Source organism: Prochlorococcus sp. MIT 1341 (assembly GCF_034092415.1).
Lineage (GTDB): Bacteria > Cyanobacteriota > Cyanobacteriia > PCC-6307 > Cyanobiaceae > AG-363-P08.
The window spans coordinates 741,668-763,858 of sequence record NZ_CP139304.1 but is presented as its reverse complement, the minus strand read 5'-3'; the positions used below and the strand labels follow the sequence as shown (position 1 = coordinate 763,858).

Below are 22,191 nucleotides of genomic sequence, written 5' to 3'. Positions count from 1 at the left end.
TGCCATGAAGCTGCTGATCCATGGTCGAAATCTCGAAATAACTCCTGCCATTCGTGAGTACACCCAGGCAAAACTAGAAAAAGCCTGTCACCATTTTGGAGGAATGGTACAAGAAGCAGACATTCATTTGTCAGTGGCCCGTAATCCAAGGGTGCCACAACAAACAGCAGAAGTAACTGTTTTTGCTAATGGCATTGTGATTAGAGCCCAAGAACGAAGTGAAAGCCTTTATGCAAGCATTGATCTTGTGGCTAGCAAGTTGTGTCGCCAATTGAGAAGATATAAAGATCGAAATACTGATCACCACCACAGCCCTGGGCACAATGCCTCAGAAACCCCTACAACAGAGGCTGTATTAAGTGAAACTATGGTAGAAGGTTCTCTTTTAGAAGGTAAGAAAGTCAATCTCCCCCAACCAGGTATTCGTAGAAAATACTTTGCTATGTTGCCAATGACTGTTGAAGAGGCTAGACATCAGCTTGACCTGATTGACCATGACTTTTATCTTTTTCGTGAAGAGGGTAGTGGTGAATTGCAGGTGATTTATAAACGTAATCATGGTGGATATGGTCTTATAGAGGCTCGCGAATAAGTTGAACATCTATGCAAGAAAAGATCACTGAACTTGCTAGATCGGATTTGGCGCCCCTACTGAATCAGGCGGTGTTAAATCCACACCTTGAGGAAGATATTTTTAATCAAATTTGTGATGCTTCAAAACACCTTGGCTTTGGAGGATTGTGCACGAGTCTCAATAGGCTGCCTCTCGCCCGAGAAAGACTTGGGAAGACTTGTGAGACGAAGCTCATTACTGTGATTTCATTTCCTTTTGGCGATATTCCTAAGTTATTAAAGCTAGCTCAAGCTGAATGGGCGATAGAACATGGGGCTGAAGAATTAGAAGTGGTTCCAAATTTTGACTTCCTTAATAAGGGAGATACTAATAGTTTTGGGGAAGAGCTTTTTGAAATTTGCTCTTTAGGTTTGCCAGTACGAACAATTTTGGATATGCAAAACTTATCGCCTCCCAATCTCAAAATTGCTGTTCAAGCTTCCCTTGAAGCAGGGGTGATTGGTTTTCAAACTGGTAATGGATTTGGACGTATTGTGACATTAGAAGATATTAAAAATTTGGTAAATATTACAGGTCAGTGTTCTCAAATAAAGGCAGTAGGAGGTATGCATACGCTCGAGAAAACCCTTGAGGTTCTTCATGCAGGTGCAACTCTTGTAGGGACAAGTAAAGGTCCTGAGATTATGCAGTTTCTGCGTAATAAATAGTGTGACCCTAGATAAAAAGATTCAAGGCCTTGTCTTAAAGATTGGACCACTTGGCGAACATGATCGCCTCGCGACAATTTTGAGTGATCAAGAAGGTTTGACAAGACTTGCTGTCCCAGGGGCAAGGCGACCAAAAAGCAGACTTGCGGCAGCTACACCATTAACCTATTTAGATCTTTTCGTTAATGCACCTAAAGGACTTGCAAGAGTTAAGCACCTAAAAGTTCTACATAGTTTTAATGGGGTTGGTCAAAAGTTAGAGACACTCGCTGCGGCACAGGCTTTAGCTGAACTCTGCCTAAGTCTCGTCACGGTAAATGACCCTATTCCTGGTTTGTTAAGTACCGTTTTAATGCATCTTGAACGTTTAGAAGCTTTTGGGAAGGGAAAAGAATCTGATCAATGCTTAATTATTGCAAGTGTTACCCAGGGGTGTATACACCTTTTTTCCCTTGGTGGCTACGCTATGCCATTGCAAAAGTGCTGCCGCAGTGGCGATTTTTTGAATCCACCATTGGGTGACTGGACATGGGAATGTAGTCTCATCCCTAATGAAGGTTTTGCTATTGGAGCTCATGAAAACTCAGCTTTTAGGCTTAATCCATCTGAGTTGGCTCTTTTGCAAAGGCTAGTCAGAGCTGAACTCCCTATGGGTAAAAATGGACGTCTTATGGGACCGAAGCATGTCTGGCTGAGATTGTTGGGAGTTGTCGAATGTTGGATCAAAAGTCATTTGTCAACGGAAATTCGTTCTCTTGCGATGTTGCGAGAGGCAATTATCAACTAATTAAATATTCGTTATGGGCGATCATGGTTGGGGGTAAAAAATCTTGAGTGGTCTAAACCTCAATAATCCTGAACCCGCACTCCCTACAGGTAAGAACCCTGAGGGAAATAGAGGCTTGCAGGCTGTTCTTAAATTAGATGGGTTTCGAAGGCTTTGGATTGGCCAAATTTTTTCTCAGCTTGCAGATAAGTTCTACATAGTTTTGATGGTTTATTTGATCGCCCAATACTGGGTGACTACTTCTCCTCAGACAAATGATGCACTTGCAGAAGTCGCAGCTGTTATACGCATGGATTTGCAAACCCGTGCCCAAATGATCACATTGTTGGCAACTGGGATTTATGTCGCAAATACTCTCCCGGCAATGATTTTAGGCACAGTTGCTGGTGTTTGGGCTGATCGTTGGCCAAAAAGAAGAGTAATGGTTGCCTCAAATGGAATGCGAGCACTGTTAGTCATTTTTGCACCATTTTGTCTCCTTCCTGGCCCACATTTTTTAGGCCTTAGTTGGGGTTATTGGACTCTGTTAGTAATGACTTTTTTTGAATCGGTACTTACACAGTTTTTTGCTCCTGCTGAGCAGGCAACTATTCCTTTATTGGTTCCTCAGAAACATTTATTAGCTGCAAACTCCCTTTATCAGGCAACGAGTATGGGAGCAACCATTGTCGGCTTTGCTTTAGGGGACCCAATTTTGCGTCTACTAAATCAGGTCTTCTTGAAAATTGGGATTTCTGGAGGCGAATTTATACTTCTACCGTTTTGCTATGGAATTGCTGCAATTAGTATCAGTACTATCAAATTAAAAGAGTCTGCTCGTTCAGCAGGCAAAGAAAAATTGTGGGATGAAGTTGGAGAAGGCCTTCAAATCCTTAGGAAAAAAACCACAATCAGAAATGCGATGCTGCACCTTGTATTGCTTTATAGCTTATTAGCTGCTTTATATGTATTAGCCATAAGCTTGGCTTCTTTTATCCCAGAACTTGGCCCAACACGTTTTGGAACTTTATTAGCCATTAGTGCGATTGGGATGGCGGCTGGAGCATTGGTAATTGCCCAAGTAGGTCATTCTTTTGATCGTCGAAAACTTTCTGCAACCGGGTTAGGAACAATTACATTTAGTCTTATTCTTCTTGGCCAGCTTAAAGGATTACTTTCCTCAACCTTGCTTTTATGTGGTGTTCTGGGTGTGGGTGCAGCACTGGTTGCTATCCCTGCACAAACTACCCTGCAGGAAGATACTCCAGAAGCTCAGCGCGGTAAGGTTTTTGGCTTGCAAAATAATTTAATCAATATTTCATTGAGTCTTCCTTTAGTACTTGCTGGGGCCATGGTTAGTCGATATGGATTAACTCCTGTTCTTTGGTTGTTGGCAATGCTTGCACTTGTCTCAGCATTCCTTGAACTTCCATGGAGGCAACGTTGTTAATTTAAATTGGGACTTAGTTGAAGGACAGCAGGTGGCGCATATCGCCTGGCTGGGAAAAAAAACTCCATTTTGTGGAAATGTTACCTATGGGCTCAGCACGATTGAAGCCCTTAGGCAGCGTGGGCATCAAACCAGCTTTATTCATTTTGACAATCCCAAAAGCCCTGGCATTAGTGAAACATCATTGCTTGCAAATGATCCAGATGTAAGCCTTCCATATTTAGTTAAGTCTCAGGTTTATACAATTCCTTCACCAGGTGCTCAAAGAGAATTAAGAGAATCCCTTGAACGCCTACAGCCGGACCTTGTACACGCGAGCCTGACTCTTTCTCCTCTTGACTTCAGACTTCCGGAACTATGTCAGCAGCTTGGAGTCCCTTTGGTAGCAACTTTTCATCCACCTTTTGATGCAGGTATACGAAACCTTACCGCGGGTACTCAACAACTCACATACCAGCTTTATGCACCAGCACTAGCTCGGTATGACAGAGTCATTGTCTTTTCGGAACTACAAGCAGATCTGCTTGCAAGACTTGGTGTTAGAGAACACAGGCTTTCTGTTATCCCAAATGGTGTAGATCCAGAATTGTGGACACCAGCAGGGCCTCAGCGAACTAGTCCAATGAGAAGAGAAGTTAGGGAGAAGTTAGGGAGGGAAAGGGTTTTTCTGTATATGGGACGAATTGCTACTGAAAAGAATGTTGAAGCACTTTTGCGGGCATGGCGATTGGTTGAGCCTAAAGGTTGCCGACTCGTAGTTGTAGGTGATGGACCTCTTCGTCCAACTCTTGAGAGCAATTCAGCTTTAACAAGCTTTTGTGATGTTCTTTGGTGGGGTTATGAATCTGATTTAGATACCAAAGTGGCCCTATTGCAATGTGCAGAAGTTTTCATTTTGCCGAGTTTAGTTGAAGGTCTTTCTCTTGCTTTGCTTGAGGCTATGGCAACAGGTACGGCTTGTGTGGCAACTAATGCAGGGGCTGATGGTGAAGTCCTTGATGGTGGTGCTGGGATAGTGTTGAGCACTCAAGGGGTAACGACTCAATTAAGAACATTGCTCCCGGTACTAAGGGATCAACCTGTTTTGACTTCTGAATTAGGTCGAAGAGCTAGAGGGAGAGTTCTTGAGAGGTATACCCTAACCAGAAATATTGATGCATTAGAAGGCCTCTATGGTGAATTGCTTGGTGCTACACCTCTAGTTGCTTAGAGCAGACAACTCTTTGCTTCTTTCAGTTGCAGCTATCACTGCCTCGATAAGAGCAGATCTAAGGCCAGCTTTTTCTAATTCTCTCAATGCCGCGATTGTTGTTCCAGCAGGCGATGTAACCATATCTTTCAATTGACCTGGATGAAGATCTTTTTGGTTAAGGAGTTCAGCGGTACCACCAATGGTTCTATGTGCTAAGTAGCTTGCTAAATCTCTTGGTAATCCTGCTGCCACGGCTCCATCAGCAAGGGCCTCGGAAATTAAAGCTATATAAGCAGGACCTGATGAAGTGAGAGCAAGGAAGGCATCAAGTTGAGATTCAGGGAGCTCTAAAACTTCACTTACGGGGCTAAAAAGCTCTTTGGTTAAAAGACGTTCTTTAGTAGTGACGCCTTTACCCCAAGATATTCCAGTCAAACCAGCCCCTACAAATGCTGGTGTATTGGGAACAGCGCGTACACATAATTGATTGGGAAATGACTTTTGAAGCTTTTTAAGAGAGACACCAGCAAGTACAGAAATTAATAAGGTATTTGGGTTTAGCAATTGGTTCAGTGAAGTAGAAGTAATAACTTCATTTAATTGTTGAGGTTTAACTGCTAATAGAACAATTGATGATTTCCAAACTTCTTTCGCATTTTGATCTTCAGAAGTAAATACTTTAAAACCTTTAGGAAATTGATCATTTATACGTTTAATACTTGCAGCACTTTTAACAACAGCACAAATATTTCCAATTGGAATACTTTCACTCTTAATCAGTGGCAAAAGAAGAGCCTGAGCCATTCGACCCAGGCCTACTACACCTAATGAGGAATCCACGAGACTCTTTGATTAAATACTCGCAACTTTTGCTTCTCCCCATGCAGGTGGTGGAGCTGCGGAGGATTCGGTGGGTACAGTCTCAGACTCTCTTGTAACTGTCGTGGGAGATGAGACGTCATCATGAGTTGAATTGGTGACATTTACACAGCTTGGGGCAAATAGAAAGATGCTTTCTCCAACGCGCTCTTGATGCCCATCAATAGCAAATGTTCCGCCTGCTACAAAATCTACTGCTCTTTGTGCCTGATCTGGCTCCATCATTGTGAGGTTAAGAATTACGGTTTTACGTTCTCTCAGTGCTTGGATTGCTCGAGGCATTTCATCAAAGCTCCTCGGCTCCATCAAATTCACTTCCGAGGTTGCTGAGGAAATTCCTGGCATCCCTACAACTTTTGAGCCTGAAAAGCCAAAAGGAGATGGGTCTGTTAATGGAGCAAGCTCCCCACCGAATGAAGGGGGTCGACCTTGATCTTCGTCATAGTGATCGCTTCCTTCGTAATCCAAATCATCAAAGTCGTTATCTAAATAGTCGTCACCAGCGACGACGGAACGAAGACGAGAAATAAACGACACCTTAAAGATCCTCTGAGGCTGACAGTGAAAGTGTGGCTAATTGCCGCAATTAGGAGAGCTTCTAAAAAAGAAACTGCTATACCTAACCCCTAATAGCGTTCCAAAGAGACTCGGGCAAGACTTAAAGAGCTCATTAATGACAGATTGGAATTTTTAATAATTATTTTGGACGGTAACCAAACACACTAGAACCAAGTCGTAGCCATGTAGCTCCTGCTTTTAGAGCCTCTTCCCAATCTGAACTCATACCCATCGAACATTCTTTTAAATCAAGTTGATTTGCTAAGGATCGACATTGGCCGAATAGATTTCTTCTCTCTTCCTTACCAAAATTGATAGGTGCCATGGTCATAAGACCAGTTGTTTTTATGTTTGAGAGACTGTGAATCATTGGAATCACCCTTTGGAGGTTTTCCGGATTGAAACCTCCTTTAGTGGGATCTTTGGCAAGTTTAACCTGAAGCATAATCTGAATAGTTCTGTTTTCTTCAACCGCTATTCTTGAGATTCTTTCGGCGAGTAATTGGCTATCTACAGAGTGAATAAAATCGAAATTTTGCACTACTCCTCTTACCTTATTTGATTGTAAGCGCCCAATAAAATGCCATTTAATCTGTTTTAGATCTCCTAGAGCATTGAACTTGAGGAGAGCCTCTTGTAAACGACTTTCCCCAAAATCAATCTGCCCCAATTCTGCAAGGTAGCGGATTTTTTCTGAGGGATGCCCTTTGCTTACTGCAAGCAAATTAACTCCGTCTGGGAGTTGTTTGCGTAATTGTTCCCAATTCTCCAGGAGCATATCAACTTAATTATATAAAGGTCTGATGGAAGAGTTCTTGCCAAGTATCAAATTCGGAGGGTTTATCACGTTTACACCTAGATAAATTCATCTCTGCATAATGCCTGGCATCCTGATAAGGGATGACTTCAAAATCAGACCCTCTTGGCTGAAGCGTTACCAAGAAGAACATCTTCTGGGCATACAAAGTTGCATAAACATCCCTTCCTTCCCCAGCAGGTGAAACGAGATAAAGCATCCCAAAGTTGGGATGGTTTAAATATCGCTCAGCTGTCACTATTAAAAAGACTGAATTCAAAAAGCACCGTACTTCCTCCTTAAGAACAAAACCAGAAAAAGCAATATCCCTGAACTAATATTTAGCCACCGGTAAGATTTTCTCAGCAGTTGTTCTGGTCTGAATTGCTCTGGAGAAAGCCAATAACCGCCTCGCACTAAAAGCGCATCGGCACCTTGCTCCGCTCTTAAAAGGATATTAGCAATAAGTCTTTCTCCTACTGAAAGAAGAAGTCCTACGGAAGCCTTGAACCCAAGCTCTTTGAGATTAACTGCTCGAATTGCTAAAGATCGCAGGAGGTTTTGTAATTCTTCCTGAACCAAAGGGAGAAACCGAAGTGCTAAAAGTAACTGGAAACTTATGCGATCAACCGGTGCCCTTATATATGCGAGGGGGGACATGAACCAGCTCAAAGCCCATACGAGTTCTTCTGGAGGAGTGGTTAGCAACATTAGGTTTACGCTGTGAACGACAGTGAAAATCAAAGTTGCAGTGTTCACTCCCAACTCTGCGGATCTGCGGACAACAATTAAAGGTCCTATAACAATTGCACCAACTCTCAAAGGCCCTATGTTTAAAAGCTCCCAAGAAGGACCGATTAATTTCAAGCCATCTAACTCTTCGGGATAACGTGCATTTAGTAAAGGTGATTGATCGCCGGTTGGTAAAAACATTGATAACCCTCCAAAGATTAGTGCTAGTAGAATTAGTAAAGACAGAGATCTGCTCCAAACTCTTCTAGGGATAGAACTGATGAAAGTTAGAACAAAAAGAGCTATAACTAGCGAAACTCGCCAAGAGGGTCCTGCAAGGACTGGAGTTAATAGAAACATTAATACCCAAGCAAATTTCAATCGTGGGTCTAATAATCTCAACCACCCTGAACTGCCTGCTGCATACTGCCCAATTGGAACTTGTCTTAACCAGTCCATAGATCTAGTCTGATTGGTTCTTTTGGCGGGCTAAATCTTTTTCGATCTGTCTTTGTTGCTTTCCCCGCCAGAATAATTTCAAAGGGGTACCTTCAAACCCAAGGCCTTCACGTATTTGGCGCTCGACATATCTTCGGTAGGTTTCACCAAATAATTTTGGGTCATTAACAAATAATGAGAAGGTTGGCGGTTGAGTTGCAACCTGAGTCCCATAATAAAGTTTTCCTTGCCTACCTCCTCGAGTTGTCGGTGGATTACGCCAACTTAAAGCTTCTTTCAGAACTTCATTGACAACAGAAGTACTAACACGTCTTCGGTGTTGTTCTACGGCTAGGGTTGCCAGTGAAAAAATGCTACCTACTCTTTGACCAGTGAGGGCAGAGGTAAAAAGCATTGTTGCCCAATCGAGAAAATATAGTTTTGCACGTAGTTCTTTCTCAAATGATGTCATGGTATGACTATCTTTTTCAACTGCATCCCATTTGTTGACAACGACAACGCAAGAACGTCCATATTCTTCTATTCTGCCTGCTAGGCGTTGATCTTGTTCCGTTACACCATCTAAGGCATCAATAACAAGAATACAAATATCACTTCGTTCAATTGCTTTGAATGTTCTATTGATTCCAAAGAATTCAGGGCCATAGCTAACACTTTTGCGCCGTCTTATCCCCGCAGTATCAATCAGTCGCCATAATTGTCCTTCTTTTTCTAAACTTGTATCTATTGTGTCCCTCGTGGTGCCTCTTGTTGGGCTGACTATGGCTCTAGGTGCACCACATATTGCATTTAATAAGCTTGATTTTCCTACATTGGGTCTGCCAATAATTGCAATTTGAATAGGTTCTTTCTCACTGACTTCTAGTTCTTTGGGGGGAAAGAGAGTTAAAACTTGATCCAGCAAATCTCCTGTTCCAGCCCCGTGAATTGCTGAAATCGGGAAGGGTTCTCCTAGCCCAAGGCGCCAAAATTCTGCAGCCATAGCAAGACCTTGTTCAGGAGACTCACACTTGTTTACCCCTAAAAGTATTTTGCATGGCTGAATTCGCAACCACTCAGCAATGGCCTCATCTGAGGCTGTAATTCCTTGTTGCCCATCGACGATTAGTAGTGCGACAGAAGCTTCGGCAAGTGCCAAATTTGCTTGCTCGCGAATTTCTGGAAGAAACTCACTGTCATCATTGAAGACCAGTCCTCCAGTATCAATCACCTTGAATTCACGATCTTTCCAAAACCCATCTTGGTATGTACGGTCCCTGGTAACACCTGGCTCATCATGAACTATGGCTTCACGACTACGGCAAAGGCGATTAACGAGAGTCGACTTTCCTACGTTAGGCCGACCGATTATGGCTAAAACTGGCCTCCCCACTTAATTATTCCCCTTAAACATTTTCACCCTACATAGACAATTAAGATTAACCAATTTCGTGATGTTTTTTTATCTTAATTGCAATTAAGCAATAGATGGATCACCAGGATGGCCTTCAAGAGGATTTTCAGGAACAGGTAAAAGAGCTGGTATTGGACCGACATCGGCTAGCTCTTTCCCTAAAGAAACCGTCCAAGCAATTAACCAATTGACAGCTGTTGCTCTTCTGGTTCGCCTTGGGTAGAGCTCTCCAATTTGATAACCATTAAACTTCAACTTTTCTTTTAAGAGTTGCTTGTATGGGCTGGGAATAGATCTTGTTAATTGAATAGATGCTTTTCTTTGCGAAATTAATTCAGGTGCTTCAGGAAAAGCTAATGACCAATCCTGAGGAGTAAAAGAACTGGGTTTCCAGATGCCCGATGATATATCTACAGGAACATAACCAAGCCTTTCCCAAACGAGTTCTACAACGAAGCGATCAGTGATTTGATCATCAAGAATGTTTTTCAAAAGACTATAGCTTAAGGGCCAGAAAGGCCTTTTATTCTGCTGGAGTGCTTTTGGAAAGGTTAGATTTGCCATCCCAAGAGGTTATGTATCTAGCACAAGAATTTTATGGAAAAAGATTTACATTATATAACCCTCAAAGGTCAAGGGTCTTCAAGAATTATTAGATCTAGGGTTTTGCAATCTCCTCTTTCAGGAGTAAGTGATTGTGTTTTTAGAGCCTTAGTAAGGCAGTGGGCTCCAGATGCTTTGTTGTTTACTGAAATGGTAAATGCAAAGGGTCTGGAATTAGGTCATGGTCTTTGCAAGGTAGAACTACTCGAGGAGGAAGAAGGACCTGTAGGCGTACAACTTTTTGATTACAGGCCATCAGCCATGGTCGAAGCGGCTAGGAAGGCGGAAGAATTAGGTGCATTTTTGGTTGATATAAATATGGGTTGCCCAGTCAAGAAGGTTGCTAGAAAAGGTGGAGGCAGTGGACTTTTAAAGGATCCTGACCTTGCTGCAAGAATCGTTAAAGAAGTTTCTGATGCAATAAGCATTCCTGTAACGGTGAAAACACGACTGGGCTGGAATCATTATTTATATGACCCAATTGGTTTTTCTATTCGAATGCAAGAAGCTGGTGCAAAACTGTTGACAATGCATGGAAGGACAAGGGCGCAGGGTTTTTCGGGCAAGGCAGATTGGGGCGCAATCGCAGAGGTTAAGCAAGTATTAGATATACCAGTGATTGCAAATGGGGATATCAATACGCCAGAAGACGCTAAGGAATGCCTTGCTTTGACTGGAGCAGATGGTGTGATGATTGGGCGGGCAAGCTTGGGTTCCCCATGGTTAGTAGGCCAAATTGATGCTTTTTTAAAAGGAAGACCTTGTATACAAACACCACAAAAACAAGAAAGGCTTAGCCTTCTTAGACAACATCTATTAGGGCTCTTAAGGATTAAAGGAGAGCATGGTTTGCTTGTTGCCCGTAAGCATATTAATTGGACATGTGTTGATTTCCCTGGGGCCAATAATCTCCGCAGAGCATTAATTAGTACCAAAACATCTATAGAAGCTTTGAATCTGTTAGATAAACATCTTGAGTTGCATGAAAATTCAAGTTTTAAAAGGTCTAGGGCATGATTTCAGGCCATGATTGACGAATTATAAGCAAAGAAAAGTAGGGCCTTGGAGATTCTTCTACATGAATTGCTGAGGTGACTTTTTCATCAGTGAATCCAATTCTTTCTGCAAATAATGTTTTGTTTAACAAACCTTTCTTGTTAAGTAACGGTCTGACCCAGGCCCAACGATGTCCTAATTTGATGATAACCAAAACTCTTCTTTTGGAGGCAGCTTCGTCCAAAAGGGCCTCAAGAGTTTCTGAATCTTCAGGTGCAGGAACAACCAAGAGCTGATCATTTTGCAGGGCTAGTGGGTAAGCACCAAGTGCTGCTGCGGCCGATATAGATGTCACTCCAGGAATTAATCTTATTGGACAGCCCGAGTGAGAGGATTGTAGGCATTTCAGGAGATAGGAACTACTAGCAAAAAGAGATACATCACCTTCACAAAGAAAAACTACTTGCTCCCCTCTCTCTACCAAACTTGCGAGCTTTTCAGCTGCTATTCCCCAAGCCTTTAGAAGGGGTTCTGGCTCAGATACCATAGGAAACTTAAGAGGAAGTTTCACTTGGGTGTCCGAAAACCAATCGGAGGCTATGTTTGCTGCAATACCATCAACATTCCCTTCAGATACGGGATAAGCGATTATTGTTGAAGCTTTGATTGCTTGAATTGAAGCAATAGTTAAAAGGGATGGATCACCTGGTCCAACCCCAACAAAAGTAAGGCCAATAAATGACAAAACTCAAAAAGCAGTCAATTAAAATTTTAGTTCCGAATCTTTCTTGTAGATAATTTATTCACCAGAATCTAACCTTTTCGTTGGTTTTAGATTTGGATGAGGAGAGTTGATTTAGTCTTAGAATTACGGATTTTGCGCATAGCTTTTAAATCAATTATGAAAAGGATATAGGATATTCAAAGCAGCTAAACTCAACTATGCATTCGGGGTTGATGATGCAATTTGGACAGGATTGAAGCTTCAATTAATGCAAGTTCATTTATACGACACTCAACCTTTTTCTGTTCAAAGCGCTCATTGGCTAGTACCCAATAAAGAGAAAAATGACGAGCTTCGCTAACCATTAACTCAGCATATAAATTGCGTAGTTCCATGTCTGGGCTATTAGTTGCTAACAATTGCATCCTCTCATGGCTGCGAGCTTCGATTAGTCCTGCTACTAGGAAGCTATCAAGCATCCTTTGAGGCTCAACTTTCGTAATCTCTTTGGAGAGAAGTGTTCCATACGGAGGCGCTGGAAGAGGCTCTAGATAACGCCCTTTCATTTTGATCAAAGCAAGAACTTTCTCAAAATGATCCAGCTCTTCTTTGACTAAAGGAGTTAGAGCCTCGGCAAGGCCAGGCTCGCATAAGTACCTGAACATAAGCTGAAGTGCTGCTCCTGCAGCTTTCCTTTCGCAATGGGCATGATCGATAAGGACTTCAAGAGGGTTATTTATAGCCTGTGAAAGCCAATCATTACTACTTGGAGCAGCTAACCATTTAATTGCAGGGAGATCACGCTCAAAAGTAATTGTTGATGGCATGACTATTCAATGTTTTTTTTTAAATGGGAAACAAGGCCATCCATGGCCAAGTGGTAACTCATTAGGCCAAAACCACTGACAATTCCTAATGCTCGATCTGCAAGAAAAGACTTTTCTCTAAAGATTTCTCTTGAATAGGTATTGCTTAAATGCAACTCAACGTAAGGAATATTCACCGCCAATAGAGCATCTCTTATCGCAATAGAGGTGTGTGTATAAGCCCCTGCGTTAATAAGTATCCCATCGACTTGCTCAATGGCCTGATGTATTCGATCAACTAAAGCGCCCTCACAGTTACTTTGAAAGCAATCAAGCTGAATATTTTCTTGTTTTGCCTTCATACAAAGCTTTTCTTCAATCTCTTCAAGGCTGAAAGAACCATACATCTCGGGCTCGCGTGTTCCAAGAAGATTGAGATTCGGGCCGTTAATTAGCAATAAGCGCATGCCCAAGAAATTATGATAACTACCTGGATCCTATCGATCCCGACAAGTGCCCTTCAAGAGTAATCTTTGAATAGGGGCATTAAACTGATAAGGTCTGCATGTGGTTCGGGTCGGTGCCCGAGTGGTTAATGGGGGCGGACTGTAAATCCGCTGGCTCTGCCTACGTTGGTTCAAATCCAACCCGGCCCACCTTCCACAAGCCCTTGTAGCTCAGCGGTAGAGCACTCCCTTGGTAAGGGAGAGGTCCCGGGTTCAAGTCCCGGCGAGGGCATGAGCCCAGACCTCAACCAAAGGAAAGAATCTCAGGCACCAAAGGTTCTAAAAGGCTGAAAGTGGACGTCCACTTTTTAGTCCATTTTGATCTCCTGATCACTCTTGCTTGATGCATCTAACCTGATGCAATTCAAGAGAAATGGCAACGATTAGAAGGAGCGGCAAAGGCTGGCAAGCACTCATTCGAAGGAAGCAATATCAAGGTCCAAAAGCCAAAACATTTGTCTCAAAAAGCCAAGCTTTGTTATGGGCAAATGCTTTTGAAGGTTCTCTACAAAAACCAGCGGAGTTAGATCAACTACCGCCAGAAACTCTCAAAGAAGCGATTGATCTGTTCATTGATGGGCCGCTGCAAGAACATCGCAGTGGTCATAATGAGTAATATCCCATAAGAGCCATGGTCAATAGCTGGATCGGAGGACAAGTTGAAGAGATGGTTGCTCTGATTAATTAACAGGAAATACCAGAAACTAATCAATGTTGTAAGTACTGTGCTTATTCAGAGCAGTATGCAAGGGTTGTGCATCTAGATAGAAATAGTGGAAGTCAACCAGTTCAAAGAAGATTATTTTTCTAATGGTTCTTCTTTAAGCACCTTCTCTTGAACACTCAGTGACTCACTAAAACCTGAAGCAAGTATTCCTGTAGGGATTGCTATTGCACCAATACCCATAAGAGAAGTTGCCGATGCAATTGTTTTCCCAAGTGCCGTAATAGGAATTGAGTCGCCATATCCCACAGCACATACGGTTGTAATTGACCACCATAGACATCTGGGAATTGACCCTAATAACTCTGGTTGAATAGATGATTCGGCAAGATACATAAAGGTGCTACTAATTAGTAAGAGCAAAATCGTATAAAAGGTTGAAATTTGTAGTTCCTGACTCTTTGATCGAAGGGCATAGTTGAAGTGAAATATACTTTGTTTAAATTTCTCACTTCTTCCAATCTTCAATATTCGAAGGAGGCGGATGACTCTTAAAATCTTTAATTCAGCGCGAACACCAATAAAGGAAGGAACGATTGCAATGATATCTATAATTGCCATTGGCGAAACCATGTAACGCAAAATACCTTTCAATCCTTTGCCATATTTATCTTCAAGAGGTGCTACCCATAAGCGAAAGATATATTCAATACAAAATAAACCACCAATTATCCAATCCAATAGGTCTATTTGATCACCAAATCTATAATCTATTGAATTCTCAGTAACTATGACTGCAAAAAAGATCGAAATAAAAATAGTAACTCCACATATTTTATTGAACAAAGAAGTTCTACCATCTGGAGTCTTGTTAATTATCTGTTCATAGATTCTCAGACGGAGGTCATTCATCACTTACTAAAGACTGAACAAGGATTCCTTTAAGTTAGGTAGATATTGCTGGGTTTTCTTTTGATTGCTTGGTGACCAGCACTAAGGCAATTCTCTTGAGTGTCATGCTCAGTACTTTTGAGTAGACACAAAAAAACCTGCTCAAAGGCAGGTCCTCTTGGAGATCTAGAGCAAGTGTTTCCTTGTTTCCACTGCTGGAGGATCTCATCTCCTCACTTTTTAATATTATTAGAAGATCTGGAAAGAGACAGAAGAGCAGTGAAGTTAGTCAACTGGCACATGTGGCAATTGACCTCATCAGGGCATCAAGCAAGGCACATAAAAAAGGTGCCCTCATCGAGTAGCACCCATGTCGACAAACTTGTGTGAGGAGTGTCGTACTTCTGTTCTACTCCTCCAGTAAACCCTTAGTCAAAAACAATCGTAATTTTGCTTGTTAGGGCATAAGGACTTTTTGTTTTCATTCAGTTCCATGATGTGTAAAAAGATATAAGCGATTTGTCCCCAAACAGTCGTTAGAAGAAAGAGTGATGCCGGTTGGGTCACTCTTTTTTTGTGCCAAAACAGGTTTTTATAACAGTTGAATTCTGAATACAGAGGATTAGAATTAGATGAGGAGTTAAAATACGATTTTTCTAAAAAATAAGTGCTTGACTCAAATGGCGGGATCGAAATACCCCGCCATTTTTAATGTCTTACTGAAATCCAAGAAATCCTCTAAAAAGGAAGGAATCAAAGTTCTATCCCATGTCTCTGATCCCTCGGTGGGAATACATGACTGACGACACAAAAGCAATGACTAAGCGGATTGTGCTTTCTGTATTAGTTCTTCTGCTTTCCCTTTGGGTCATAAGGGCACTAATCCTTTGGGTAATCGTTGCTTTATTGGGTTACTGGGTATTTAAGTGGTTGTCGAAAAGCAATTGACATCATTAGAGCGACTAGCTCGTATGGGAACCGAAGACAATTAATTCCACAATTGTTTTGCCTACCAGACCCACAAATATTCCTTCTGCAAATAGCAACCATGCAATCGTGGAGTTATTCAGACCCAACTTCCTATAACGATCCAGGGTTGAGTTATGCATTTGTCGGATGGTGGCAAGCATTATTTACTGCGCTTGCTTTGGTTCTTCCATACGATCCATCCCACAACACCAGAGATCAACACTGCATCTACTACCAAGTGCCAGGCAAAGAAATCCATAGTTATAACACTGGGTTCTGAGCAACTACCTTTGCCGTTGGATTACACATAAGAGCAGGCTTTTTTGCAGCGTCAAATATGGAGGCAACCACAACCTCCTTAAAAGTCTGACTGCCTTGATAGAGAGTGCCTTCGACCTTCATTGGTTTTGATTCTTGGTGAAGATCCTTGTAATCACAATATTCATCACCACAAAGAAAATCACCAATCGATCTTGACCTTTTAAGTGCTGACTTTATATAGGAAGAAAACTTAGAGGTACCCTGTCAATATATCGCCGTTCAACAGTGGACGAAATCCAACTAAAAGCGGAAGTCCACTCATGTCATTTGGGGTACAGGAGAACCTATTACCAGCAAGACAAGAAGCAAAACGTCTTGAGCTTCACTTCACTTCAATAATGTGGAGGTTGTGACTCTTCAGGCGGAAAGTAAGCACGATCTTCTTCATGGGGATCTTGTCCCCTGAGGTGTTCCTCCGCTTCGTCATAGGAGTCGTCATCAACGTTTCTATTTGAATCAGTCATTCATCTTCCTCTTTTTGCTTAAACCAACCCTGTTCTTTACTTCCTCTGATTAGAGAGGTGATCAAGGCACCTGCGAAGAATGCTCCAATGCACCCCATGATCAACAGCAGAGGGGAAGGAGAATTACCTCCAGCGACTTGGCTTAGCGGGTCAAGTGCATCCATCTGACTTATTAGAAGAAAGAAAATAAATAATTACTTGTAAAGAAAATATTCTGTTGGCAGCTTATTGGTTGAAGATTTTATAGCAGGGGCGCCTAAAGAGTTTTGCATTGTATACCCGCCATAAATAAAATGACGACCTATTTTTGAACGACTCATTTTGCTAACGGCGTGGTAAGAATTCGACTGATTGAAGAAAATCACTAGGCGTCCAGGCCTTGGGTGAATTTCAAGAATTTTTTTCGCCTTGGATTGAGGAATTTGAGGAGGGTATTTGCTGAGTGACTGTAGAGGTTCATAAACATCTAAAGTACCTCCTTCAGTAGAGTCCTCCAAGTAATTTAGATAAAGAAGTAAAACAAAGACTCTGGAATCACTATCTCTATGAATCTCTCTAGTATATCCACTATTGGCATTACTATAATCGAAAAGAGGGGTAAGGTTTATAGTTCCTTTAAAAAAATCAATTGTGCCAAAAATATTCCTGTAAAGCGAATCTAAAATTCCAATTAAGCCATAAATTAATAATCTATTATTTGGAAGACTCTTGCAGTCTAATTCTAGACTTTTTTTATAACTTTTTATTCGATGTGAAGGAATTAAACCCGAAGAAATGTTATAAAGGTCATTGTGAATATTAATACTTTTGCCTTTTAACCATTTCTTATATTTTGTTGCTTGATTCAATTCCATGCCGACTATGCTGCTGAAAATTTCTAAAGCATTTTTAGGCATTAACTCCTCAAAGTTTCTCCATGTAGCGCTTTTTGTTGTTAAAGCATTAAAAAGAGCAGATTTCCAAGGAAGCATTAACCTTCCACCATGGACATTCTTAATTGTTTCTTTTATGATTTCGTTTGCTTCCTGAATCAGTTGATCACAATAATCTTTATGAATGAAATCATCATAGACAACCAAAGGGAAAGGATTAGTGCGGGTGAAAGGTTCTATTAAATGATTCTCCTTTGTTATTATCTCATGCATTTCGTCAGGAGTTCGATGGTATGGTTTTATTCTAGCGTGCTAAAATTAATACATGCGATTTGCTTAAAGTTTCATCTTTTGAAATTCTTTTGATCTTATTTCTCCCAGAAGAAGTTGTTTCTAATTGAGATTGGTTGTTATCCCTCGTTTTTACTGGGATCGAGAGTTATAAAAACTTCATAGAAGTTGCTTAATGGTGAGTTAATTTATATTATTTCTTTAACGAAGTTGAAGTAGATGCTTTCAGATAGATTTAATATAGTTGATAACCTGAAAAGGTAAAGCATAATTTAAAATGCCATAAGAACTCATTCTCAAATAGACATGTTCATGATATTAAAAAAAATATAAAATGTTGGCTTTTTGGGTCATTAAGCTTGAAAAAGACATGCGTTATATCGCTGTATTTAATTAAAAAAAACTCAAGCAACCTGATGAACCAACTAATTTTTTCTCAGCAAAAACTCATAGATTTAGGAACCGATTAAATTTTTTGAAATAAAAATAAATGCTTATCAAATAGCCTTGAAGCAGTGAGATTTATTGAATATTGATTTAGAACAAAAAACAGGGTTTGATTTAAAGAGCCTGCAACATAGCATTGGAATATTGTTGAGTTATTGGTTCACAGGAAGAATATCTAAATATTATGGAGTACCTCACAGTATCGATAATTTTACATGTTTACTCAGAACCAGATCTATTGAAATTGAAGTATATATTTGTAAACATTAAAAAAAGAGAGAGCAGTTGTATTTTATTGAAATAATATATATATTACTTAATTCTTTATCATGAAACAAGCAATGGCGATAAAAGTATCTCAAAAAGAATAAAATTGAAGGAGGCTGGCTTGGGCTAATGCTATCCAATTGCATTGAGTAAAGGAATGGGACCTGGAAAGACAAAAGAACAGGCATGAGAAATGCTTATAAATATTTGGGGGCTTGTGATAGAATAAGGTTATTACAAGTGGATTATAGGTAATGCGCTACTATTTAAAAATTAAAGAAAAAGTATGAATTAGCACAATGTTAGAAACCGTTACCCCTATATTTTTAAGCTTAGTAATAGTCGTTAAAGATAGTGAAAAGAATTTTAGAAGTTTAATTGAGAATATAATAGAAACCATAGATCCACTGGTAAGCGACTATGAGATAGTGATCGTAGATAATGGGTCTACGGATGGCACAAAAAGTTTGATAAAGGAATTAACTGCTCCAAGTGGATTGCCTAACCTTCAAATGTATTCGCTAGCAGAAACGATAGAAGAAATGAGTGCAAGATGGATTGGAGTGGAAAATAGTCTTGGAGATTTTGTCATCTGTACAGATATAAATAGATGGGATCAAGATGCTATAACCAAAATGATACATAAAATTGTAGATGGATATGATTTGATTTTAACTAAGAAAAGGCTAAGAAGATACCGAATACCTTTCTGCAAGAGTTTCATTTATAGTATTTTTGGTCAAATCGCCAAAAGTTTGACAGGGATTGATCTTGACGCATATTCAAGCAGATTCTTATGTGTTAGTCGGAGAGTAGTTAATTATATCCTGCAATTCACTGATCCGGATTTACGGTTTAGGACTATTGGTTCAGTTAGAGGGTTTAAGAAAACATTTTTGAAGTTGAATTCTGAATCAGCAAACCACTATAATGAAGTTAGAAGCCTTAGAGCAAGTATAAATAGAGGTATTAAGCTAGTTACATTTAATAGTGATTCTCCAATAAGGGTAGCCACTCTTTTATGCTCAATTGGTGCAATTGGAAGTTGTATTTACTCAACCAGCGTATTAATACTCTGGATATTAAATAAAAGCATACCCCACGGTTGGGTGATCATATCTATACAGCAATCAGTTATGTTTGTCCTAATTTTATTGGTCTTATTAGCGATCTCAGAGTATCTATTAGGAATTTCTAGAAAGACTAACATAAACTCATCTTATTACATAATAGATGAAGCAACTTCGGCTAAACTAACACGCAAAGAAAGGCTTAATATACAACTGGAAAAAACTCGAGAAGAGAATATAAAACAGAAAGATTTAAAAGTCGAGGGTTTACCAAAGAATGACTTATAAAGTATGCATAATTGGTGGGGGATTCTATGGTTGTTCTATAGCATTGTACTTAAGAAAATTCTTAGGTCTAAAAGACGTATCTATTTATGAAAAGGAATCCGACCTTTTATTAAGAGCCTCATATGTAAATCAGGCGCGAGTTCACAATGGATATCATTACCCAAGAAGCTTTACAACCGCATATAGATCACATATCAACTTTCAAAGGTTTACCAATGACTGGCCTTCTGGCATCAAAAGTGATTTCTCTAAATATTACGCGATAGCAAGAAGAAACTCTAAAGTAAATTCTAAACAATATGAACGTTTTTACCAAAAGATAGGTGCCCCAATTGAACAAGCTAAAGACAATATCCTTGGATTATTTAATAGGAAGTTGATCCAAAATATCTATAAAGTACAAGAATATGCTTTTGACGTAAATGAGATCCGTAAATCTATCTATAAGCAAATTAATGATCTTAATGTCAAATTATATTTGAACCATAGAATTCTAAAAGTATTTAATAGTGAATCAGAAGGTATAAGGCTACATGCTATAACCTCTAAAGGTCAGAGTGTAGTAAACCATACAAACATTGTTATCAATTGTACTTATAGTGGGATTAATAAAGTAATGGAAAACAATTGTAATTCTAATACAGAGTTAAAGCATGAGATCGTAGAGATGGCACTTCTTGATGTTCCTTTAGAGATTTCTGATCTTGGCATAACAATTATGGATGGGCCGTTCTTTTCAGTTATGCCTTTTCCAGCTCATAATTGCCATAGTATTTATCATGTAAGATATTCACCACATCTTCATTGGGACGAAAGATCAGAAATTTGCCCATATAAAGTACTTTCTTCATATTCAAAAGAAACCAGAATAGATAGAATCTTACGAGATGCCTCTAGATATATTCCTTGCCTAAGTAAATGTAACTATGTAAGTTCAATTTTTGATGTACGAACTGTTTTAAAGCAAAATGAGATGGACGATGGAAGGCCTATACTCGTCAGAGAAGAAGCTCAAATTCCTGGTATGTATTCAATAATAGGAGGCAAGCTAGATAATATATATGATGCACTTGAGAAAATAAGCAGTATCCTAAAACTCAAGCATAATATATGTTGATATAGAGGTAATCAATGGATTAATTTTTGGCGACCCTGAGTTCTAAGTCTCAATTGTTTCATTCATTAATCCACGAAAATGTAGATATCTTAGTTGCCACAAGGTAAAGGTATAATGCCGTAGTTGCTAATATCATAGATACATAAAAGCTTAATTGAGGTACTCTTTGAGTTAAGTATACGAACTTACTATCTGAATTATAAAAGAGAATTCCAACGATGCTAACTGAGAGTAGTAATAACACAGAAATTAATTGAAAAGCTTTATCCAAGAAAGAACGTGATCGAACAAATTTGAATAGTAATTCTGAAAAGAATGAATGACGATGCTGAATTTTTGTCGCCAATAAAAGTCTGGAGCTTATGTATTCTGATGATGTCCAAAGTCCGCATGCATATAAGACTACACTTAGAGATAAAGTATTACTTCCAGAAAATGGATCACTTTCTAGAAGGTTTACTACAAGTAATATTAATGAAGAGAAACAAAAAACTAATGACAAAGGGAAGTAGGAATATTTTGGACTAAATGAAAACATAAATTTAACTGTTCTCCAACCATCTCTCCAAGTTCGCAGATGCGGACTTCTATCAGGGTGATCTCTTCGTAACTTCGCTGGCACCTCGAAAATAGAGTACCCTGCTAGGCAAGACCTTATGATCATTTCGAAGCAATACTCCATTCCGTCAGATTTCAAATTCAACTTTAAGATGTCTTCTCTTTTAAATGCTCTTAGTCCACAATAAAAGTCATTGACATTTGCTTCAAAAAGAACGTTTCCAATTGCAGTAAGGACTGGGTTTCCTAAATATCTATGAAGAAATGGCATGGCATTTTTCTCTATTCGCCCAAATCTATTACCCATTACCAAATTATATTTATTCGTACGTAAACTTTCTATCATTCTAATTGAGTCATTAAAGTCATATGTTGAATCAGCATCACCCACTACTACATATTTACCTTTCGAATTAGTGACCCCAGCCTTTACAGCCGCACCATAACCTTTTGTCTTAACATGAATGACTTTTGCGTTATTTTCTTGAGCGATTTCTATGGATCCATCATCACTGCCATTGTCTGCAACAATGATTTCATATGATAATGAATATTTACCTGCATTATGACAGGTTAGCAAAACACTCTTAAGAGTTCTTGCCTCATTCAAGCATGGAATTACAAATGAGATCTCAACTGAATCAGCTTGAGACATTACATCCCTCTTTATCAATGACTTTGAATCTAACTGTTAAATGAAGGGATTTACCAGCCGGTTTGGAATAAGAAAAGTAAAAAAATTATCAATATAACATTGCTGCTTTAATTACCTTTGATTTATCCAGGAAATGCTGCCATGCATGCTTCACCTAGCTCGGATACGCAAAAGAA

The 22,191-nt window shown here is 39.8% G+C and carries 26 protein-coding genes and 2 tRNA genes; 12 read left to right on the top strand and 16 right to left on the bottom strand.

Translation table 11 applies throughout. From position 1 onward, the window contains the following. The first annotated feature begins 4 nt into the window (after positions 1-4). The 5 genes from hpf to SOI84_RS03920 are packed head-to-tail and all read left to right on the top strand — an operon-like array spanning position 5 to position 4,707. Positions 5-592, top strand: coding sequence for a ribosome hibernation-promoting factor, HPF/YfiA family (hpf, locus tag SOI84_RS03940; protein WP_320675111.1), 588 nt, complete (start codon positions 5-7; stop codon positions 590-592). Positions 593-603: 11 nt separating this feature from the next. Beyond that, positions 604-1,281, top strand: a complete 678-nt coding sequence (locus SOI84_RS03935; RefSeq protein WP_320675110.1) for a 2-deoxyribose-5-phosphate aldolase — start codon at positions 604-606, stop codon at positions 1,279-1,281. A gap of 1 nt (position 1,282) precedes the next feature. After that, on the top strand, positions 1,283-2,068 hold the full coding sequence (gene recO / locus SOI84_RS03930) for a DNA repair protein RecO (protein ID WP_320675109.1): 786 nt from the start codon (positions 1,283-1,285) through the stop codon (positions 2,066-2,068). A gap of 43 nt (positions 2,069-2,111) precedes the next feature. Next, positions 2,112-3,497: an MFS transporter gene (locus tag SOI84_RS03925; protein ID WP_320675108.1), complete on the top strand. Its 1,386-nt coding sequence runs from the start codon at positions 2,112-2,114 to the stop codon at positions 3,495-3,497. 31 nt (positions 3,498-3,528) lie between these two features. Then, positions 3,529-4,707: a glycosyltransferase family 4 protein gene (locus SOI84_RS03920; RefSeq protein ID WP_320675349.1), complete on the top strand. Its 1,179-nt coding sequence runs from the start codon at positions 3,529-3,531 to the stop codon at positions 4,705-4,707. On the opposite strand, the gene proC is transcribed toward SOI84_RS03920, so the two are convergent. The 7 genes from proC to SOI84_RS03885 all read right to left on the bottom strand — a co-directional run bounded on the left by proC (position 4,696) and on the right by SOI84_RS03885 (position 10,070). Continuing rightward, on the bottom strand, positions 4,696-5,529 hold the full coding sequence (gene proC, locus SOI84_RS03915; protein WP_320675107.1) for a pyrroline-5-carboxylate reductase: 834 nt from the start codon (positions 5,527-5,529) through the stop codon (positions 4,696-4,698). The two genes, SOI84_RS03920 and proC, sit on opposite strands and share 12 nt — an antisense overlap. A gap of 12 nt (positions 5,530-5,541) precedes the next feature. Then, positions 5,542-6,105, bottom strand: a complete 564-nt coding sequence (locus tag SOI84_RS03910; protein ID WP_320675106.1) for a cell division protein SepF — start codon at positions 6,103-6,105, stop codon at positions 5,542-5,544. A gap of 160 nt (positions 6,106-6,265) precedes the next feature. Further along, positions 6,266-6,904: a YggS family pyridoxal phosphate-dependent enzyme gene (locus tag SOI84_RS03905; RefSeq protein ID WP_320675105.1), complete on the bottom strand. Its 639-nt coding sequence runs from the start codon at positions 6,902-6,904 to the stop codon at positions 6,266-6,268. A 10-nt stretch (positions 6,905-6,914) separates the two neighbouring features. Further along, positions 6,915-7,181: a PipX family protein gene (locus tag SOI84_RS03900; protein WP_320675348.1), complete on the bottom strand. Its 267-nt coding sequence runs from the start codon at positions 7,179-7,181 to the stop codon at positions 6,915-6,917. Between the two features lie 17 nt (positions 7,182-7,198). After that, complete coding sequence (locus tag SOI84_RS03895) at positions 7,199-8,113, bottom strand: CbiQ family ECF transporter T component (RefSeq protein ID WP_320675104.1); 915 nt, start codon at positions 8,111-8,113, stop codon at positions 7,199-7,201. A gap of 4 nt (positions 8,114-8,117) precedes the next feature. Then, entirely contained in the window at positions 8,118-9,485 is a 1,368-nt protein-coding gene (gene der, locus SOI84_RS03890) for a ribosome biogenesis GTPase Der (protein WP_320675103.1), read from the bottom strand. Positions 9,486-9,569: 84 nt separating this feature from the next. Then, positions 9,570-10,070: a DUF1823 family protein gene (locus SOI84_RS03885; RefSeq protein WP_320675102.1), complete on the bottom strand. Its 501-nt coding sequence runs from the start codon at positions 10,068-10,070 to the stop codon at positions 9,570-9,572. A 33-nt stretch (positions 10,071-10,103) separates the two neighbouring features. On the opposite strand from SOI84_RS03885, the gene dusB reads away from it, so the two are divergent. Beyond that, complete coding sequence (gene dusB, locus SOI84_RS03880) at positions 10,104-11,126, top strand: tRNA dihydrouridine synthase DusB (RefSeq protein WP_320675101.1); 1,023 nt, start codon at positions 10,104-10,106, stop codon at positions 11,124-11,126. Here the strand turns inward: dusB and cobI are convergent. The 3 genes from cobI to aroQ all read right to left on the bottom strand — a co-directional run bounded on the left by cobI (position 11,116) and on the right by aroQ (position 13,102). Further along, a complete protein-coding gene (gene cobI, locus SOI84_RS03875) occupies positions 11,116-11,850 on the bottom strand; it encodes a precorrin-2 C(20)-methyltransferase (protein WP_320675100.1) in 735 nt (244 codons plus the stop codon). The two genes, dusB and cobI, sit on opposite strands and share 11 nt — an antisense overlap. Before the next feature lie 191 nt (positions 11,851-12,041). After that, a complete protein-coding gene (locus SOI84_RS03870; RefSeq protein WP_320675099.1) occupies positions 12,042-12,656 on the bottom strand; it encodes a tRNA-(ms[2]io[6]A)-hydroxylase in 615 nt (204 codons plus the stop codon). Between the two features lie 2 nt (positions 12,657-12,658). Continuing rightward, on the bottom strand, positions 12,659-13,102 hold the full coding sequence (aroQ, locus tag SOI84_RS03865) for a type II 3-dehydroquinate dehydratase (protein WP_320675098.1): 444 nt from the start codon (positions 13,100-13,102) through the stop codon (positions 12,659-12,661). A 107-nt stretch (positions 13,103-13,209) separates the two neighbouring features. Here aroQ and SOI84_RS03860 point away from each other — a divergent pair. From SOI84_RS03860 to SOI84_RS03850, 3 genes are all read left to right on the top strand, one after another. Further along, positions 13,210-13,291 (top strand) — tRNA-Tyr (locus SOI84_RS03860). A gap of 10 nt (positions 13,292-13,301) precedes the next feature. Then, positions 13,302-13,373, top strand: a tRNA-Thr gene (locus tag SOI84_RS03855). A gap of 141 nt (positions 13,374-13,514) precedes the next feature. After that, a complete protein-coding gene (locus SOI84_RS03850; RefSeq protein WP_320675097.1) occupies positions 13,515-13,757 on the top strand; it encodes a hypothetical protein in 243 nt (80 codons plus the stop codon). 183 nt (positions 13,758-13,940) lie between these two features. Here SOI84_RS03850 and SOI84_RS03845 read toward each other — a convergent pair whose 3' ends face one another. Then, positions 13,941-14,717, bottom strand: coding sequence for an ion transporter (locus SOI84_RS03845; protein WP_320675096.1), 777 nt, complete (start codon positions 14,715-14,717; stop codon positions 13,941-13,943). Positions 14,718-15,594: 877 nt separating this feature from the next. Here SOI84_RS03845 and SOI84_RS03840 point away from each other — a divergent pair. Then, on the top strand, positions 15,595-15,945 hold the full coding sequence (locus SOI84_RS03840; RefSeq protein ID WP_320675095.1) for a hypothetical protein: 351 nt from the start codon (positions 15,595-15,597) through the stop codon (positions 15,943-15,945). On the opposite strand, the gene SOI84_RS03835 is transcribed toward SOI84_RS03840, so the two are convergent. The 4 genes from SOI84_RS03835 to SOI84_RS03820 form a co-directional block, all read right to left on the bottom strand. Further along, positions 15,927-16,067: a hypothetical protein gene (locus SOI84_RS03835; RefSeq protein WP_320675094.1), complete on the bottom strand. Its 141-nt coding sequence runs from the start codon at positions 16,065-16,067 to the stop codon at positions 15,927-15,929. The two genes, SOI84_RS03840 and SOI84_RS03835, sit on opposite strands and share 19 nt — an antisense overlap. Before the next feature lie 251 nt (positions 16,068-16,318). Then, on the bottom strand, positions 16,319-16,450 hold the full coding sequence (locus SOI84_RS03830; RefSeq protein WP_320675093.1) for a hypothetical protein: 132 nt from the start codon (positions 16,448-16,450) through the stop codon (positions 16,319-16,321). Further along, on the bottom strand, positions 16,447-16,614 hold the full coding sequence (locus tag SOI84_RS03825; RefSeq protein WP_320675092.1) for a hypothetical protein: 168 nt from the start codon (positions 16,612-16,614) through the stop codon (positions 16,447-16,449). Before SOI84_RS03825 ends, SOI84_RS03830 begins: the two co-directional genes overlap by 4 nt. Before the next feature lie 30 nt (positions 16,615-16,644). Further along, positions 16,645-17,595: a 2OG-Fe(II) oxygenase gene (locus SOI84_RS03820; protein WP_320675091.1), complete on the bottom strand. Its 951-nt coding sequence runs from the start codon at positions 17,593-17,595 to the stop codon at positions 16,645-16,647. A gap of 1,031 nt (positions 17,596-18,626) precedes the next feature. Between SOI84_RS03820 and SOI84_RS03815 the strand changes: the two genes are divergently transcribed. Both SOI84_RS03815 and SOI84_RS03810 read left to right on the top strand, forming a co-directional pair. Continuing rightward, a complete protein-coding gene (locus SOI84_RS03815) occupies positions 18,627-19,685 on the top strand; it encodes a glycosyltransferase (RefSeq protein ID WP_320675090.1) in 1,059 nt (352 codons plus the stop codon). Beyond that, positions 19,675-20,802 (top strand): FAD-dependent oxidoreductase, encoded by a 1,128-nt coding sequence (locus SOI84_RS03810; RefSeq protein WP_320675089.1) that lies wholly within the window; start codon positions 19,675-19,677, stop codon positions 20,800-20,802. The genes SOI84_RS03815 and SOI84_RS03810 overlap by 11 nt, the downstream gene beginning before the upstream one ends. A gap of 58 nt (positions 20,803-20,860) precedes the next feature. On the opposite strand, the gene SOI84_RS03805 is transcribed toward SOI84_RS03810, so the two are convergent. After that, positions 20,861-22,015: a glycosyltransferase family 2 protein gene (locus SOI84_RS03805; protein WP_320675088.1), complete on the bottom strand. Its 1,155-nt coding sequence runs from the start codon at positions 22,013-22,015 to the stop codon at positions 20,861-20,863. Positions 22,016-22,191 lie beyond the last annotated feature (176 nt).

Coding starts and splice junctions, on each gene's coding strand:
- hpf (WP_320675111.1), top strand. CDS start 5: ATGAAGCTGCTGATCCATGGTCGAAATCTCGAAATAACTCCTGCCATT.
- SOI84_RS03935 (WP_320675110.1), top strand. CDS start 604: ATGCAAGAAAAGATCACTGAACTTGCTAGATCGGATTTGGCGCCCCTA.
- SOI84_RS03905 (WP_320675105.1), bottom strand. CDS start 6,904: ATGCTCCTGGAGAATTGGGAACAATTACGCAAACAACTCCCAGACGGA.
- SOI84_RS03895 (WP_320675104.1), bottom strand. CDS start 8,113: ATGGACTGGTTAAGACAAGTTCCAATTGGGCAGTATGCAGCAGGCAGT.
- SOI84_RS03885 (WP_320675102.1), bottom strand. CDS start 10,070: ATGGCAAATCTAACCTTTCCAAAAGCACTCCAGCAGAATAAAAGGCCT.
- dusB (WP_320675101.1), top strand. CDS start 10,104: ATGGAAAAAGATTTACATTATATAACCCTCAAAGGTCAAGGGTCTTCA.
- SOI84_RS03870 (WP_320675099.1), bottom strand. CDS start 12,656: ATGCCATCAACAATTACTTTTGAGCGTGATCTCCCTGCAATTAAATGG.
- aroQ (WP_320675098.1), bottom strand. CDS start 13,102: ATGCGCTTATTGCTAATTAACGGCCCGAATCTCAATCTTCTTGGAACA.
- SOI84_RS03850 (WP_320675097.1), top strand. CDS start 13,515: ATGGCAACGATTAGAAGGAGCGGCAAAGGCTGGCAAGCACTCATTCGA.
- SOI84_RS03845 (WP_320675096.1), bottom strand. CDS start 14,717: ATGAATGACCTCCGTCTGAGAATCTATGAACAGATAATTAACAAGACT.
- SOI84_RS03835 (WP_320675094.1), bottom strand. CDS start 16,067: ATGAAGGTCGAAGGCACTCTCTATCAAGGCAGTCAGACTTTTAAGGAG.
- SOI84_RS03830 (WP_320675093.1), bottom strand. CDS start 16,450: ATGACTGATTCAAATAGAAACGTTGATGACGACTCCTATGACGAAGCG.
- SOI84_RS03825 (WP_320675092.1), bottom strand. CDS start 16,614: ATGGATGCACTTGACCCGCTAAGCCAAGTCGCTGGAGGTAATTCTCCT.
- SOI84_RS03820 (WP_320675091.1), bottom strand. CDS start 17,595: ATGCATGAGATAATAACAAAGGAGAATCATTTAATAGAACCTTTCACC.
- SOI84_RS03815 (WP_320675090.1), top strand. CDS start 18,627: ATGTTAGAAACCGTTACCCCTATATTTTTAAGCTTAGTAATAGTCGTT.
- SOI84_RS03810 (WP_320675089.1), top strand. CDS start 19,675: ATGACTTATAAAGTATGCATAATTGGTGGGGGATTCTATGGTTGTTCT.
- SOI84_RS03805 (WP_320675088.1), bottom strand. CDS start 22,015: ATGTCTCAAGCTGATTCAGTTGAGATCTCATTTGTAATTCCATGCTTG.